Annotated in this window: 11 protein-coding genes; 5 read left to right on the forward strand and 6 right to left on the reverse strand. The window is 51.7% G+C overall.

Annotated features, from left to right (window positions below; genetic code table 11):
- Positions 1–44: 44 nt before the first annotated feature.
- On the reverse strand, positions 45–1421 hold the full coding sequence (locus tag LGV68_RS16285) for a PhoH family protein (RefSeq protein WP_202641016.1): 1377 nt from the start codon (positions 1419–1421) through the stop codon (positions 45–47).
- Between the two features lie 416 nt (positions 1422–1837).
- Here LGV68_RS16285 and rapA point away from each other — a divergent pair, with 416 nt between their 5' ends.
- Positions 1838–4747, forward strand: coding sequence for an RNA polymerase-associated protein RapA (rapA, locus tag LGV68_RS16290; protein ID WP_252535670.1), 2910 nt, complete (start codon positions 1838–1840; stop codon positions 4745–4747).
- A 64-nt stretch (positions 4748–4811) separates the two neighbouring features.
- On the opposite strand, the gene LGV68_RS16295 is transcribed toward rapA, so the two are convergent.
- A complete protein-coding gene (locus LGV68_RS16295) occupies positions 4812–6083 on the reverse strand; it encodes an Nramp family divalent metal transporter (protein ID WP_020429043.1) in 1272 nt (423 codons plus the stop codon).
- Positions 6084–6423: 340 nt separating this feature from the next.
- Here LGV68_RS16295 and LGV68_RS16300 point away from each other — a divergent pair, with 340 nt between their 5' ends.
- Together LGV68_RS16300 and LGV68_RS16305 are read left to right on the forward strand one after the other, a co-directional pair.
- Entirely contained in the window at positions 6424–7161 is a 738-nt protein-coding gene (locus LGV68_RS16300) for a pseudouridine synthase (protein WP_158125443.1), read from the forward strand.
- A gap of 45 nt (positions 7162–7206) precedes the next feature.
- Positions 7207–8169 carry a D-2-hydroxyacid dehydrogenase gene (locus LGV68_RS16305; protein WP_252535671.1) on the forward strand — a complete coding sequence of 321 codons (963 nt, stop codon included), beginning with the start codon at positions 7207–7209 and terminating at the stop codon, positions 8167–8169.
- Positions 8170–8241: 72 nt separating this feature from the next.
- On the opposite strand, the gene LGV68_RS16310 is transcribed toward LGV68_RS16305, so the two are convergent.
- From LGV68_RS16310 to pepA, 3 genes are all read right to left on the reverse strand, one after another.
- Positions 8242–11103, reverse strand: coding sequence for a valine--tRNA ligase (locus tag LGV68_RS16310; RefSeq protein WP_024373384.1), 2862 nt, complete (start codon positions 11101–11103; stop codon positions 8242–8244).
- Between the two features lie 92 nt (positions 11104–11195).
- A complete protein-coding gene (locus tag LGV68_RS16315) occupies positions 11196–11645 on the reverse strand; it encodes a DNA polymerase III subunit chi (RefSeq protein WP_038127904.1) in 450 nt (149 codons plus the stop codon).
- A 75-nt stretch (positions 11646–11720) separates the two neighbouring features.
- Entirely contained in the window at positions 11721–13229 is a 1509-nt protein-coding gene (gene pepA, locus LGV68_RS16320; protein WP_020329555.1) for a leucyl aminopeptidase, read from the reverse strand.
- Between the two features lie 191 nt (positions 13230–13420).
- Here pepA and lptF point away from each other — a divergent pair, with 191 nt between their 5' ends.
- Positions 13421–14524, forward strand: a complete 1104-nt coding sequence (gene lptF / locus LGV68_RS16325; protein WP_020329556.1) for an LPS export ABC transporter permease LptF — start codon at positions 13421–13423, stop codon at positions 14522–14524.
- A gap of 3 nt (positions 14525–14527) precedes the next feature.
- A complete protein-coding gene (gene lptG / locus LGV68_RS16330; RefSeq protein WP_020429039.1) occupies positions 14528–15598 on the forward strand; it encodes an LPS export ABC transporter permease LptG in 1071 nt (356 codons plus the stop codon).
- Positions 15599–15649: 51 nt separating this feature from the next.
- Here the strand turns inward: lptG and LGV68_RS16335 are convergent, their stop codons facing one another.
- Positions 15650–16123 carry an RDD family protein gene (locus LGV68_RS16335; protein ID WP_075988115.1) on the reverse strand — a complete coding sequence of 158 codons (474 nt, stop codon included), beginning with the start codon at positions 16121–16123 and terminating at the stop codon, positions 15650–15652.
- Between the last annotated feature and the right edge of the window lie 207 nt (positions 16124–16330).

Consider the following 16330-nt stretch of genomic DNA (forward strand, 5'->3'; position numbering starts at 1 on the left):
TTAAATGGAGTGGCGAGATATAGATAATATCTCGCCAGATGTGATTATAAATTCTCTTCGGCGAATTCAGCCAGACGGCTGCGGACGACACCGTTGAGGTGGATGTTGGCGCTGCCTTCGAAGTTTTTGAAGCGCTCAACCATGTAGGTCAAACCGGAGGTCACCGGGGTCAGGTAAGGGGAGTCAATTTGCGCCAGGTTGCCCGAGCAGACGATCTTGGTGCCTTCGCCGCAACGGGTGATGATGGTTTTGATTTGCGAAGCGGTGAGGTTCTGACACTCATCCAGCAGCACAAAGGCATCCTGAATGGACCGGCCGCGCATAAAGTTGATGGATTTGAACTGAATGTTGGCTTTGTCGACGATGTATTTCAGCGACCCTTCAGTGCAGTGATCGTTCTTATGCAGTGCTTCCAACGTATCGGTAACGGCCGCCAGCCAAGGCATCATTTTCTCTTCCTCGGTGCCGGGCAGGAAACCAATCGATTCGCCGATATCCGGCGTGTTACGCGTGACGATGATCTTGTCGAACATCTTTTTCTCAACGGTCTGCTCAAGTGCAGCCGCCATGGCCAGCAGCGTTTTACCACTACCGGCAGCGCCAGTCAGAATCACCAGATCGATGTTTGGGTCGAGCAGGGCATCGAGCGCCATGCCCTGATAGATATTTTTCGGTGTAATGTCCCATGCTTTGCGGTGCAGCATGCGTTCACGACTTAAATCGAGCAGAGTGATTTTGTCTTCGGTGATGGTTTCAACCCGCGCAGCGAAGTCACTCTCTTCGTCCAGTACGTATTGGTTGATGTAGGTGGGTTCAAACGGCTCGCGATCCAGTTTGTGGAAGGTTTTGCCGCCGAGTGAGTAGCTGTCGACGCTGTCCACTTTGTCCCAGAAATTCCCCGGTCGGGTCTGAAAACCTTTGGTCAGATACTGCACGTCGTCGATCAGTTGGTCGGTACGATAATCTTCAACAAAACGCACGCCAGCGCCTTTGGCGCGCAAACGCATGTTGATGTCTTTAGTGATCAGCACCACCGAGCGTGGCGCACGTTTGTTCTGCAGATGCAGAACCGCGTTGAGGATACGGTTGTCGCCCTCTTTGTCAGTAAACGCTTTAACGCTTTCGTGGACATCGTAATCGGCGAGAATGGAGATGGTGCCGGTCGCACTGCCGTGTTTGGTAAACGGAATCCCTTCTGAAATCTCATCTGGAGTCGCGTCGTGGAACATATTCTCTAAGGCACGAATCGCCACACGGGCATCGCGCGCAACATCGCGCTTGCTGTCTTTGATTCGGTCGAGTTCTTCGAGGACGGTCATGGGAATGACCACGTCATGTTCTTGGAAGGAGTAGATGGCTAGAGGTTCATGAAGCAGGATATTGGTATCCAGTACAAACAGTTTCCGATCGGTATCGCCCATAAGCGTCTCCTTGCTACGTAGTAGCTTGCTTTGCAAAGGATGTTTGCCACAGTACTTACAAGGATCGTACGCTTGGGTCAGGCATTCGATCACTTGTCGATTGGTGCAAACCCGTGTTGATACTCTCTGTTTGAACTTGCAGACTTTGTGCCAAGGTTTTCACCTCAGCTCGTCGCGCCTTCACCTTGAGTATAGCAACGCTGTTATTTACAAATGCCACTGGTTTCTTACAGTTTGATGTCAGTTAGATCTTGACGAAAAAAAGCAGGGAATGGGCGTGACCTGCATCACGCCATCAAGTAAGATTAGCGACCTTTTTCTGCACCACTCTTTCAGAACTATCATAATTAGACTCTCCCTTCTTGTGGTCGCAGGTCACTATAAATTCCAATCCAAATTGATGAGGTAGTCGATTCATGACTTTTGCTTTGGGGCAACGCTGGATAAGCGATACGGAAAGCGATTTAGGTTTAGGTACTGTGGTAGCCATGGATACCCGTACTGTGACACTGATGTTTGCTGCATCCGAAGAAAACCGCGTGTACGCACGTAACGATGCCCCGGTAACCCGTGTGACGTTTAATGTCGGCGACGTGATTGACTGCCAGGAAGGCTGGTCGCTGCAAGTGGAACAGGTGGTGGAAGAGAACGGCCTGTTCACCTATCTGGGTACGCGTGAGGACACCGAAGAATCGGGTGTCGCGCTGCGCGAGATTTTCCTCAGCAACCAAATTCGCTTTAACAAACCGCAGGACAAACTGTTTGCCGGTCAGATTGATCGTATGGACAACTTTGTGCTGCGCTACCGTGCGCTGTCTAACCAGTACCAGCAACACAAGAGCCCGATGCGTGGTCTGTGTGGTATGCGTGCCGGCCTGATCCCGCATCAGCTGTTTATTGCCCATGAAGTGGGCCGTCGTCATGCACCGCGTGTGCTTCTCGCCGACGAAGTGGGTCTGGGTAAAACCATCGAAGCGGGCATGATCATTCACCAGCAGGTGCTGTCTGGCCGCGCGGAACGTATTCTGATCGTGGTACCAGAAACGCTGCAACATCAGTGGCTGGTGGAAATGCTGCGCCGTTTCAACCTGCATTTCTCTGTGTTTGACGAAGAGCGCTGCGTGGAAGCGTTCGCTGAAGCGGACAACCCATTTGAAACCCAACAGTTTGTCCTGTGTTCGCTCGACTTCCTGCGTAAGAGCCGTCAGCGTTTTGAACAGGCACTGGAGGCGGAATGGGATCTGCTGGTGGTCGATGAAGCGCATCACCTGGAGTGGAGTCAGGATAAACCGAGCCGTGAATATCAGGTGATTGAAGCGCTGGCTGAGCGCACGCCGGGCGTTCTGCTGCTGACCGCAACGCCAGAGCAATTGGGCCGCGAAAGCCACTTTGCTCGTCTGCGTCTGCTCGATGCGGACCGTTTCTACGACTATGAAGCGTTCGTGCAGGAAGAAGCGCAATACGAGCCGGTGGCGGATGCGGTGAGCGCGCTGTTCTCCGGTCAGGCGCTGCCAAATGACGCCAAAAACCAAATTACCGAGCTGCTGTCGGAGCAAGATGTGGAACCGCTGTTCCGCGTGCTGGAAAGCCAGGCAGATGACGAAGAGAAAGCATCGGCACGTCAGGAGCTGATCGATAACCTGATGGATCGTCACGGTACCGGACGTGTGCTGTTCCGTAACACCCGCGCGGCAATCAAAGGCTTCCCGGTGCGCAATGTGCATCTGATGGAGATGGAGATCCCGCAGCAATACACCACCTCGATGCGTGTGGCTGGCATGATTGGCGGTAAGCTCAGTCCGGAAGCTCGTGCGATGAAAATGCTCTATCCGGAAGAAATCTTCCAAGAGTTCGAGGGCGATGATGCCAGCTGGTGGCAGTTTGACTCACGCGTTAACTGGCTGCTTGAAAAAGTCAAAGCCAAACGCAGTGACAAGATCCTAGTGATCGCATCACGCGCCAGTACCGCGCTGCAACTGGAACAAGCACTGCGTGAGCGTGAAGGTATCCGCGCGACCGTCTTCCACGAAGGCATGTCGATTCTGGAACGTGATAAAGCGGCGGCGTACTTTGCCCAAGAAGAGGGCGGCGCACAGGTGCTGATCTGTAGTGAAATCGGTTCTGAAGGTCGTAACTTCCAGTTTGCCAGCCAACTGGTGATGTTTGATTTGCCGTTCAACCCAGACCTGCTGGAGCAGCGTATCGGTCGTCTGGATCGTATCGGCCAGAAGAACGACATCGATATTCATGTGCCCTACCTCAAAGGCACCTCACAGGCGATTCTGGCGCGCTGGTACCAGGAAGGTCTCAACGCGTTTGCCGAAACCTGTCCGACGGGCCGCGCGGTGTACGATGAGTTTGCCGAGCGCCTGATCCCGATTCTGGCTTCCGGTGATGATAGCGAGCTGGATGCGATCATCGATGAATCGGCCAAGATGAACAAAACGCTCAAAGCTCAGTTGGAGCAAGGGCGAGATCGACTGCTGGAAATGCACTCCAACGGTGGCGACAAAGCGCAGCAGATTGCCCAGCAAATTGCCGCGACCGATGGCGACACCAATCTGGTGACGTTTGCGCTGAGCCTGTTCGATACCATCGGCCTTAATCAGGAAGACCGTGGTGAGAACGCGTTGGTGGTGACGCCGTCTGAACACATGATGGTGCCGAGCTACCCGGGTCTGCCGTATGAAGGTGCGACCATCACGTTTGATCGCGATACCGCGCTGTCGCGTGAAGATATGCACTTCATCAGTTGGGAACATCCGATGGTTCAAGGCGGTATTGATCTGCTGATGAGCGAAGGCGTGGGCGTTTCGGCTGTCTCACTGCTGAAAAACAAAGCGCTGCCAGTGGGCACCATTTTGCTTGAACTAGTTTATCTGGTGGACGCACAGGCACCAAAACGCACTGGCATCAGCCGCTTCCTGCCACAAACGCCAATCCGTATGTTGATGGACGCGCGTGGCAATGATTTGTCGGCGCAGGTGGAGTTTGAAGCGTTCAACCGCCAGCTCAGCCCGGTGAACCGTCATCTGGCCAGCAAGCTGGTGAGCTCAGTGCAGAACGACGTTCATCGTCTGATCACGGCCAGTGAAGTTCCCGTGATGGATCAGGTTAGCGCGATTCGCGAGCAGGCGCAGAAAGAGATGCACCAGATCCTCAACGGTGAACTGGAGCGTTTGCAGGCGCTTAAAGCGGTTAACCCGAACATTCGTGATGAAGAGATTGAGGTGCTGGAGCAGCAGATTCAGGAGCTGACCGGCTACATCGCACAGGCACAGTATCAGCTTGATTCATTGCGTCTGATTGTCGTGGCACACAACTAAGTTTCCCGAAATGTAAAAAGGCCTTCCAGTGGAAGGCCTTTTTTATGTCTGTAAAATGGCGGGATTACATCAGCCATTTCCACCAGATGAACAGCGCCAGGAAACCAAACAAGTAAATCAGGCCGAGAATCGACAGCGCTTTGAGTTTCGGTCCCACCTTCAACTCGTCCGGCAGCTCGGTACGTGTCACCAGGACGTAGTTCAGCAGCGCAAATACCGGCGTGGTCATGAAAGCCATGATCATGGCAAAGTTCAGCATGGGCATCAGAGCAGACGCGAAGAACACAATGATGGCCAGTGACGCAGCCGATACCAGAATCATCCAGCCTTGCAGCACTTTCGGACTCTGTTCTTTCTGCTCTTTCAGCAGACGCTGTGATTCGGCAATCACGCGTGAGTAGCCATCAATCACCGTAATAGTACTACCGAAGATACAGAAGAAGGCAATCACAGCAATCAGGTAGCGTGACCATTCACCGATAGTGGAGGCGTACAGACCGACTAACTGATGCGAGAAACCCACGCCGGATTTTGACAGCTCTACACCAGTGCCGTGCAGCACCAGAGCGCCCAACGCAAGAAAAACAATCGCCAGAATCGCAGTGCCGATGTAACCGACGTTGAAGTCGAACAGGGCAGACTGCGCAGTCACACGTTGCTGGCGACACTGACTTTTCAACCATACTGACGTCAGCGACGAGATCTCAATCGGCGCAGGCATCCAGCCCATGGTCACCACCAAAAAGCCGATTGCGGCCAGTGTCCATGGTGATGGGCCTTCTGTCGTTACCGTGACGGGGGCCGGGTTCGCTGCGGCAATCACGACCGCCAGTAGCGTCGCGATGGTCAATACCGCCATGATTACTTTAGACAACGTATCCAGTGCACGGTAATGGCCGGCAAACAGAATGATCAGACAGGTGGCAAGCACGATGCCGCACAGCACAGGCATGGAAAGCTCAAACGGAATGAAGTAACTCAGCAGGCTGGCACTGAACATCAGCAGTGCAGCCGTGTTAACGATGCCTGAGAACACCGCCAGTACCGTGAAGATCCACAGGTAAGGTTTGCCCATTTTGGCGTAGCCTTCGACCAAACTGTCACCGGTGCCCATGGTGTACTGTACGCCTGCTTTGAAGAACGGGTATTTAAACAGGTTAACCAGCAGGATCAGGACCGCGAGTTGCCAGCCATAAATAGCACCCGCTTTGGTTGATGCCACCAGATGAGAACCGCCAACGGCTGCGGCTGCCATCATGATGCCAGGACCTAGTGAGCGAAGTAGTTGTGATAATGAGAGCCGTTGTTCGGATGGATAAGGGACGGCGTTTTCCATTCTTGTTCCTTATGAATTGTTATGTTGTGTTTGATTGTATTTATGATTCGCCTTGTCCTGCTTGGGATTGGGCTGATTTTATTGTCAATACCCTCCATGAATATCACACTGATTATTAGTGTCAATTTATAGTTACAACTTCAACGCAACTTTTTATTCACCGAGTGCACATGCAAGGAAAAGCGACGACCAAGACTGTGCTCATATAGGTAAAACGTACCCATTGTGGTGGTGTTCATGCATTGGGGAGTGGAGCGCCACTCACTGAGGTTTGGGGATAAAAGGTTTGGGTATATAATGCGCCGATTTTTGTAGATGAGCGTTTTCGCGAGAGACTTTTATGGCAATGACCGAGTACCACCCACCAACGGATCCGTGGATTGATGTGGTCTTTGAGGATGACTACATTCTGGCGGTGAACAAGCCGTCCGGTTTACTTTCCGTTCCGGGCCGCCTGGCTGAACACCACGACAGTATGTGGAGTCGCCTGCAGGAACAATACCCGGAGATTCAGGTGGTGCATCGTCTTGATATGTCGACGTCAGGCCTGATGCTGTTTGCCAAAGATAAGTACATGGAAGCGGCGCTCAAGAAGCAGTTTCAGTACCGTCTGACGCATAAAATTTATTATGCCCGTGTGTGGGGTGTGTTAGAGCAGGATGAAGGTAATATTGATCTGCCGCTCATTTGTGATTGGCCAAATCGTCCTAAACAGATGGTTTGTCATGAAACTGGGAAACCATCGCAGACATTGTTTCAGGTCGTCAAGCGTGAAGCGCACACTACAGTGGTTCGTCTGTTGCCGATAACCGGACGTTCACACCAGTTGCGAGTGCACATGCAGGCACTGGGGCATCCGATTGTTGGTGATGAGTTCTACGCGCCGCAAGAAGCGATCGATTTTACTGATCGACTGGAGTTGCATGCCGCAGAGCTGAGCTTTTATCATCCTCGTAGTCATTGGCTACGCTCTATCTTTGTTCCTTGTGACTTCTATCCCGAAGCGCAGGAAGAGATATTGCAGCATTTCGATCCTGAGCGAAAATTGCCGGATTATAAAAAACTACCCCGTCCTTAATCGATTATCTTTTATTGATGACAGTGGGTAGGCAAAGGAGAAGTTATGTCTTTACCCACTGTTGTATTCCTCGATCGCGCGACGATTCCCCGTCATATTCATGTGCCCGCACTGACGTTTTCCCATCGTTGGCAAGAATTCGATTTTACCTTGCCGGAACAGGTGGTTGAACGCTTGCAAGACGCGGAAATCGTGATCACCAATAAAGTGGTACTCACCGCAGAAATGCTGGCGCAACTGCCCAAGCTGCGTCTGATCGCGGTGTCGGCGACAGGCGTCAACAACGTGGATATCGACTATTGCCGCGCCAACCATATCGCGGTGTGCAACATACAAGGCTACGCGACCCAATCCGTGCCGGAGCATGTGGTCGCGATGATGCTTGCTCTGCGGCGCAATCTGATGGGGTACCATCATGATATCGCCGCCGGTGAGTGGCAGCGTAATAAGCAGTTTTGTTTCTTTACTCATCCGATTGGCGATATCGCAGGCAGCACGCTGGGCGTGGTGGGCGGTGGCGCATTGGGGCAAGCGACCGCAACCCTCGCCCAAGCGCTGGGTATGACAGTGTTGTTTGCGGAACACAAAGGCGCTGAGCATTGCCGTGACGGTTACACCCGGTTTGAACAGGTTCTGCAACAGGCGGATGTCTTGACCCTGCATTGTCCGCTGACGGAAACGACACGCAATCTGATTGCCGAAGCGGAGTTTGCGCAGATGAAACCAAACGCGCTGCTGATCAATGCCGGGCGCGGTGGGCTGGTGGATGAAGTGGCACTGGTGGATGCGTTGAAGAGACGTCAGATTGCCGGAGCGGGCGTTGATGTGTTTACTCAGGAGCCGGCGGATATCAGCAATCCGCTGATTGCGAACATGGATTTACCTAATCTGCTAGTGACGCCGCATGTGGCGTGGGGCAGTGATTCTGCGATTCAGAAACTGGCCAACATTCTGATTGATAATATTCAGGCGTTTGTCGAAGGTCGCCAGCAAAATCGTATTGTGTGACCGGCGCTCGAAAACTTCAGGTAACAAAAAAGGCAGCGAATTCGCTGCCTTTTGCTTAGGTAAACGCCGGCATTACAGCGCCGCGATAGTCGCTTGCTGCTCAGCCAGTTTCACCAAGGTTTCTTTGTAACCGTCCAGCTTTTCACGCTCTTTGGCAATCACGGCTTCAGGTGCTTTCGCAACAAAGCCTTCGTTACCCAGTTTGCCTTCGATGCGCTTGATCTCGCCTTCGGTTTTGGCAATTTCTTTTGCCAGACGAGCCAGCTCGGCGTCTTTATCGATCAGACCTGCCATCGGGATCATCAACTCAGATTTACCAACCAGTGCCGTTGCGCATGCCGGAGTCTCTTCGCCAGCCGCCAGAACACGTACGTTTTCCAGTTTCGCCAGAGACACCAGTACTTGCTTGTTCGCTTCCAGACGTGCAGCATCGCTGTCGTTCGCCGCTTTCAGCATCACATCCAGTGGTTTACCTGGGTTGATGTCGTACTCGGCACGCAGGTTACGAATCGCGGTGATGAAGGTTTTCACCCACTCGATGTCATCCAGCGCTTCCTGGTTGAAGTTCGCCGCGTCAAACTGAGGCAGCGCCTGCAGCATGATGGTATCGCCTTCCACGCCGTCAACCAGTGGCTTGATGCTTTGCCAGATGGTTTCAGTGATGTATGGCAGAACTGGGTGAGCCAGACGTAGCGTCTTCTCCAGTACGGTGATCAGCGTGCGACGTGTTGCGCGTTGCTGCGCTTCACTGCCTTTCCACAGTACCGGTTTAGTCAGCTCTAGGTACCAGTCACAGAACTGGTTCCAGATGAACTCGTACAGCGTGTTCGCGGCCATATCCAGACGGTAGTTGTCGATGTGCTCGTTGAACGCTTTGGCAGCCAGTTCAAACTGAGATTCGATCCATTTGTCCGCCAGAGAGTATTCCAGCTCAGCACCCGCGCCAAAGCCACAATCCTGCTCTTCTGTATTCATCATTACGTAACGGCTTGCGTTCCATAGTTTGTTACAGAAGTTACGGTAGCCTTCCAGACGCTTCATATCCCAGTTGATATCGCGGCCGGTCGATGCCATTGCTGCCAGAGTAAAGCGTAGTGCGTCAGTACCGTATGGTTCGATACCGTTTTCGAATGTTTTACGTGTGTTTTTCTCGATCTTCGCAGCAAGTTGCGGCTGCATCATGTTACCAGTACGCTTAGTTACTAGTGACTCAAGATCAATGCCATCGATCATGTCGATTGGATCCAGCACGTTGCCTTTCGATTTCGACATTTTGTCGCCGTTTTCGTCACGGATCAGACCCGTTACGTACACGGTTTTGAATGGCACTTGTGGTTTACCGTCTTCATCTTTAATGAAGTGCATGGTCATCATGATCATACGGGCAACCCAGAAGAAGATGATGTCAAACCCTGTTACCAACACTTCGGATGGGTGGAAGACTTTCAGCGCGTCTGTTTTTTCCGGCCAGCCCAGTGTACCGAAGGTCCAAAGCGCAGAAGAGAACCAAGTGTCCAGCACGTCTTCGTCTTGGTTTAGTGCCACATCCGCAGGAATGTTGTTGTCTGCGCGAACTTCGTCTTCGTTACGACCAACATAAACATTGCCTTGTGCGTCGTACCACGCCGGAATGCGGTGACCCCACCACAGCTGACGAGAGATACACCAGTCTTGAATGTCACGCATCCAAGAGAAGTACATGTTTTCGTATTGCTTCGGTACGAATTGAATGTCGCCGTTCTCAACCGCTTCAACCGCTGGTTTCGCCAGAATACCTGCGCGCACATACCATTGGTCAGTCAGCATAGGTTCGATAACTACGCCACCACGGTCGCCGTAAGGCACAGTCAGGTCGTGATCTTTAATTTCTTCCAGCAGACCCAGCTCTTCGAATTCTGCCACGATCGCTTTACGTGCCGCAAAACGTTCCATGCCTTGGTATTTCGCAGGAATGTCAGTGCCGTAAGCCGTGCTGGCTTCGCCGTTTGAGTTGAAGACTTCGGCTGCATCGCGGATGTTGGCATCGAAAGTCAGAATGTTGATCATTGGTAGCTGGTGACGCTTACCAACTTCATAGTCGTTGAAGTCGTGCGCCGGTGTGATTTTCACACAGCCCGTGCCTTTTTCCATGTCCGCGTGCTCATCGCCCACGATAGGAATGCGACGGTCAACGATAGGCAGAATGATTTCTTTACCAATAAGATCTTTGTAACGAGGATCTTCTGGGTTAACGGCAACACCGGTATCACCCAGCATTGTTTCTGGACGTGTGGTGGCGACCACAATGTAGTCTTTACCGTCAGCAGTCTTAACACCATCAGCTAGTGGGTAGCGGAAGTGCCACATGTGGCCTTTCACGTCTTTGTTTTCAACTTCCAGATCCGAAATCGCGGTGTGCAGTTTTGGATCCCAGTTCACCAGACGTTTACCACGATAGATAAGATCATCCTTGTATAGACGAACGAACACTTCCTGAACCGCTTTGTAGAAGCCGTCATCCATAGTGAAACGTTCACGATCCCAGTCGACAGACGCACCTAAGCGACGAAGCTGCTTAGTGATGGTGCCACCAGACTCGTTTTTCCATTCCCAAATTTTATCGATGAATGCATCACGGCCGTAATCGTGCTTCGTTTTGCCTTCTTCTGCAGCGATCTTACGCTCAACAACCATTTGAGTTGCGATACCGGCGTGGTCAGTACCCACTTGCCACAGCGTATTTTTGCCTTTCATACGCTGGCAACGGATCAAGGTATCCATAATGGTGTCTTGGAATGCGTGACCCATGTGCAGGCTACCAGTGACGTTCGGTGGCGGAATCATGATGCTATATGCGTCTTTTGATGTGTCACCGTGAGGCTTAAAGTAGCCTTTCTCTTCCCAAGTCTTATACAGATCTTGTTCGATGGATGTTGGGTTGTATGTCTTTTCCATAGTGCTCTTTAATGGATACTTTGATGGTTAATTCGGTCAATCTTTATAAGTGAGTTCTCTGGCAAAGAGAGCTTAACTATAAGGATGAACCGTTACGGATAATGGATCTCGATGGTTTGCAGTTGATAACCCGCCTGACGGTACAACTTATAACGCTCGCGAGACCGTTGTTTCGCATTTTCTTCGTTGGGGACGAAGTCTACCACCTCTGCGAAGGCCTTCGCAAAGGTTGTATGATTATCGGCCAAATTTATTGCCAGTTGTCGGTTCCAAGAGGGTTTCACCCCGACATGGCCAATCTCAATATTGGTGCCGTATTTCGGTCCTTCACCCACCAGATTATGGCCCAGAAAGTCTTTGGCTTCGACCTGCCAGAATCGTTCCGCCAATTGTTCGGCGTGCGCTTTATTATCGCACTGCAAATATACTTTTGCGCCCTGACGTGCAAAGTGCTGAGTCAGGTACACCACGTACGCCTCGAAACCAGCCGTGGTGGCTTGTTCCGAGTCGGGCCGAACGATGTAAAACGTGGCAGTTGCCATAGTCGTCTGAGCGCTCCTGTTATGGTGAAGGTGAAAAACAAAAAAGGGCCTTGCGGCCCTTTTTGTGGATGAGGTTTATTCCTCGGTCTCTTGGCCACTGCGGTTTAGCAGGAATTGGACAAGCATCGAGACCGGACGACCGGTAGACCCTTTCGCTGCACCTGATTTCCACGCAGTACCTGCGATGTCGAGGTGAGCCCAGTTGTACTTCTTGGTAAACTTCGACAGGAAGCAGCCAGCAGTGATAGCGCCGCCTGGACGACCACCGATGTTCGCCATATCGGCAAACGGGCTCTTCAGCTGTTCATGGTATTCGTCTGCCAGTGGTAGACGCCATGCACGGTCACTTGCCTGTTCAGAGGCATTGACCAGCTCGTGCGCCAGCGGGTTGTGGTTCGACATGACACCGCTGATATGATGACCAAGCGCAATCACACAAGCGCCAGTCAGGGTCGCTACATCCACCACGCAATCTGGTTCAAAGCGTTCGACGTAAGTCAGCGCATCACACAGTACCAGACGGCCTTCGGCGTCCGTGTTCAGGACTTCTACGGTTTGACCTGACATCGTGGTCAGAATGTCGCCCGGACGGTAAGCGTTGCTACCCGGCATGTTTTCACAGCCAGCCAGTACGCCGATAACGTTCAGTGGCAGGTTCAGTTTCGCGATCGCTTTCATAGTACCGAATACGGACGCCGCACCACACATGTCGTACTTCATCTCGTCCATACCTTCACCCGGTTTGAGTGAGATACCGCCTGAATCGAAGGTCAGCCCTTTACCAACCAGAACGATCGGTTTCGCGTCTGCATCTGGGTTACCTTTATATTCGATAACCGACATCATGGATTCGTTCTTTGAACCGCGGCCCACCGCCAGGTAAGAGCTCATGCCCAGTTTTTCCATCTCTTCTTCACCAATGATTTTGGTGGTGATGGTTTCATAGTCATCAGCCAGGCGACGAGCCTGAGATGCCAAGTAAGCTGGGTTAGCAATGTTTGGTGGCATGTTGCCAAGATCTTTACACGCTTTCACGCCCGACGAAATTGCCAGACCGTGAGTAATCGCGCGTTCACCCAGGCTCAGTTCACGGCGAGTAGGTACGTTGAACACCAGTTTACGCAGTGGACGACGGGTTTCTGGCTTCACACTCTTGAACTGATCAAAGGTGTACAGACCATCTTTAGTCGCTTCGACGGCTTGACGAACTTTCCAGTAAGTATCGCGGCCTTTCACGTGCAGTTCAGTCAGGAAGCAAACGGCTTCCATAGAACCTGTCTCGTTAAGTGTGCTGATGGTTTTCTGAATGATTTCTTTGTATTGACGTTCGCCCAGTTCGCGCTCTTTACCGCAACCGACCAACAATACACGCTCAGATAAGACACCTGGCACTTGATGCAGCAGTAGCATCTGCCCCGGTTTACCTTCTAGATCACCACGGCGAAGCAGTGAACTAATATAGCCGTCGCTGATTTTATCAAGCTGTTCTGCTACTGGAGAAAGGCGGCGTGGTTCAAAGACTCCGACAACGATACATGCGCTACGTTGTTTTTCAGGGCTACCACTTTTAACACTGAACTCCATGCGTACTCCTACATCCTAAAGACAAATAGAACTAAATGTTAGATAATGCGTTCTTACTTGTTGAATCCTTAATTGGATCTACCCTTTGTTTAAGCGCTCTAACACATAGCGAAATTTTTAAAAATAAAAGGTTCAACGGGAAATTATAGTGATTCAATCAAAAAAACAAGTTTTGCATAGGTTATTTCAGCGTGATTATTGTTAGATATTTGATCCGCGAGACACTAAAAAGCCAATTGGCTATCTTTTTCGTCCTGTTTTTAGTGTTTCTGAGCCAAAAATTTATTCGCGTTTTGGCCGATGCGTCAGATGGTGAAATCCCAGCTCGCTTAATTTTATCTATCGTTGGTTTGAACATGCCATCGATGGGGTTATTAATGCTGCCTTTGAGTCTCTATATCGGGATTCTGCTCACCTTCGGGCGTTTGTATGCTGAAAGTGAAATCACGGTGATGAACGCGACCGGTATCGGCAACAAGTTCCTGATCCGCGCCGCACTGTATCTCGGTATCATCACTTCTTGTCTGGCGGGCTTTAACGCGCTGTGGCTATCGCCATGGAGTCAGGACAAAGTCGATTCGGTGATGGAACAACTGGCAGCGGAAAACAGTGTTGATTTGCTGCAAAAAGGGCAGTTCCAGCGTTCGCCGGATGGTTCGTCGGTGGTATTCATCGATAACATTGAGAACAAAAAACTGAGCAATGTGTTCGTTGCCCAGTTGGCACCGCGTGAGTCGATTCTGCCAAGCGTGATGTTCTCCGATTCTGGTGATGTCAAAGAGCTCAGCGACGGCCGCCAGGTCATCACGATGTACAACGGTACCCGCTATGAAGGTGTGCCGACTCGTGTCGATTACATGGTGACTCGATTTGATGAGTACGAAGGTCTGATTGGTCAGCGTGAAGTGAAGGAAAAAGGCCGCGGTTGGGATGCGATTCCGACACTCGAACTGCTGCAAAATCCGGATCGCCGCGCTCAGGCGGAACTGCAATGGCGAATTTCGTTGGTGGTGTGTATTCCACTGCTGACCATGCTGGTGGTGCCGCTGTCGGCGGTGAACCCGCGTCAGGGACGTTTTGCCAAAATGGGGCCAGCGATCCTGATTTATCTGACTTACTTTCTGGCCATCAGTGCGACCAAATCAGCACTGGAAGACGGTTCAATTCCTGCCATGGTCGGCTTATGGCCAATCAACGCCGCGTTGCTGCTGGCGGCAATTGTTGCCAATACACTCGACAGTGTGCCGGTCAGAAAATTCAAAGACAAATTAAGACAGAAGAGAAAGGTAGCGTAAGTCGTGTTTAAGATTCTTGACTGGTACATTGGCCGGACCATCATCGCAACCACTATCTTAGTGTTGACGACCTTTATCGGTTTGTCGGGCATCATCAAATATGTCGAACAGCTGCGCAAAGTCGGTAACGGTACTTATGACCTGATGCAGGCGCTATTGTTTGTGGTGCTGAGTATTCCGCGCGACATTGAGATGTTTTTCCCGATGGCAGCTCTGTTGGGCGCGCTGATTGGTCTTGGTGCGCTCGCGGCGAGCTCTGAACTGGTCGTCATGCAGGCCGCAGGCTTTTCCAAATTGGATATCGGCCTGTCGGTACTGAAAACCGCAGTGCCGCTGATGATCATCATTACTCTGCTTGGCGAATGGGGCGCACCACAAGCACAGAAAGCGGCGCGTGATTTACGTGCGTTTGCCACATCCGGTGGTCAGATTCTGTCAGTTAGAACGGGGGTGTGGGCCCGGGATGCCAACGATTTTATCTTCATTGGTAAGATTGATGACAACCATCTGTACGGTCTCAACATGTGGCGTTTCGACGAACAGAAACAACTGCGCACGGTTATTTTTGCCAAGCAGGTGGATTACCTCGGTGAGAATGAGTGGATGATGAAAAATGTGGAAGTGACTGACATGAATAACGATGTCGTGATTACTAAACAGTCACTGCCACAGTACAGCTGGGAAACCTCTCTGGCACCGGACAAACTCGCCGTCGTTACAGTGAAGCCTGAAGAGCTGGCGTTGAGCGGTTTGTATGATTACGTGCATTATCTGAAAGCGTCAGAGCAGGATGCTTCGCGTTATGAACTGGCGTTCTGGCGTAAGATCACTCAGCCGTTTTCGATTGCGGTGATGATGCTGATGGCGCTGTCGTTTATCTTTGGTCCGCTGCGTAGCGTCACCATGGGGGCGAGAATCCTGTCTGGCGTGATTGCGGGCTTTACGTTCTACATTTCCAGCGAGTTCTTTGGGCCGCTCAGTCTGGTGTATGGCATCCCGCCTGTGTTCGGCGCGGTGGCTCCCAGCCTGGTATTTCTGACCATCGCGCTGTTGCTGCTAAGACGAAAACTGTAAATAAAAAAGGAAGGCGATGCCTTCCTTTTTTATTTGCGGGCTTTACCGCGATTAGCGCACTTTTGGCAGCACGAGAACTTGGGTTTTGGCCCACATATCCTGAAAGGCACGTTTTTTGGGGTCAAGCGGAACCGTCAGATTGCCCAGACCAAAAACGGACGTTGCCAGGCGAATCAGAGCCTGAGTGGCTGAGATGCGATCGCCATTCTGATTGCACACCACAATTTTCCAGGCGCGCATGCCCAGTGTTTGCCCGCCACGTGTCCAGAAATAGACAAAGAAGTAGATCCAAGTCGCAGCCAGATACAAGGTGTACACCGGGCTCCAGATTGGGTGGCGAGTCAGAAGTTCTCCTGCGTCCTGATAAGGCGCGTAACTGAACAGTCCGGCGGCAACCAGAGCTTCTAACACGGCGACGACAACGCCACCGGCAATCATCAGAATAGCCATCACGACCAGGGAATCATAAAACAGGGCGCCCAGACGGCGAAACAGTCCTGCAGGAGGCAAAGTTGATGTGTGCATAACGACCTTTGTGTCTGACAACAAATGGCGGCAAGCATATCGGCTGAGGGCGGTACTGAAAAGAGAGCTGCCGCACAGGTTAACGAATCGGCACAATATTTCAGACTCTATCCTGGCGCTACGGCGAGATATGCAGGGAAAAGCTGGCCCGTCAACCTTGTCACGCGAAAGGGGCGGGGTAGAATGAGCAACAGGATTTTCAGCCAC

Source organism: Vibrio sp. LQ2 (assembly GCF_023920125.1).
Classification (GTDB): Bacteria; Pseudomonadota; Gammaproteobacteria; order Enterobacterales; family Vibrionaceae; genus Vibrio; species Vibrio fluvialis.

Coding starts and splice junctions, on each gene's coding strand:
- LGV68_RS16285 (WP_202641016.1), bottom strand. CDS start 1,421: ATGGGCGATACCGATCGGAAACTGTTTGTACTGGATACCAATATCCTG.
- rapA (WP_252535670.1), top strand. CDS start 1,838: ATGACTTTTGCTTTGGGGCAACGCTGGATAAGCGATACGGAAAGCGAT.
- LGV68_RS16295 (WP_020429043.1), bottom strand. CDS start 6,083: ATGGAAAACGCCGTCCCTTATCCATCCGAACAACGGCTCTCATTATCA.
- LGV68_RS16300 (WP_158125443.1), top strand. CDS start 6,424: ATGGCAATGACCGAGTACCACCCACCAACGGATCCGTGGATTGATGTG.
- LGV68_RS16305 (WP_252535671.1), top strand. CDS start 7,207: ATGTCTTTACCCACTGTTGTATTCCTCGATCGCGCGACGATTCCCCGT.
- LGV68_RS16310 (WP_024373384.1), bottom strand. CDS start 11,103: ATGGAAAAGACATACAACCCAACATCCATCGAACAAGATCTGTATAAG.
- LGV68_RS16315 (WP_038127904.1), bottom strand. CDS start 11,645: ATGGCAACTGCCACGTTTTACATCGTTCGGCCCGACTCGGAACAAGCC.
- pepA (WP_020329555.1), bottom strand. CDS start 13,229: ATGGAGTTCAGTGTTAAAAGTGGTAGCCCTGAAAAACAACGTAGCGCA.
- LGV68_RS16335 (WP_075988115.1), bottom strand. CDS start 16,123: ATGCACACATCAACTTTGCCTCCTGCAGGACTGTTTCGCCGTCTGGGC.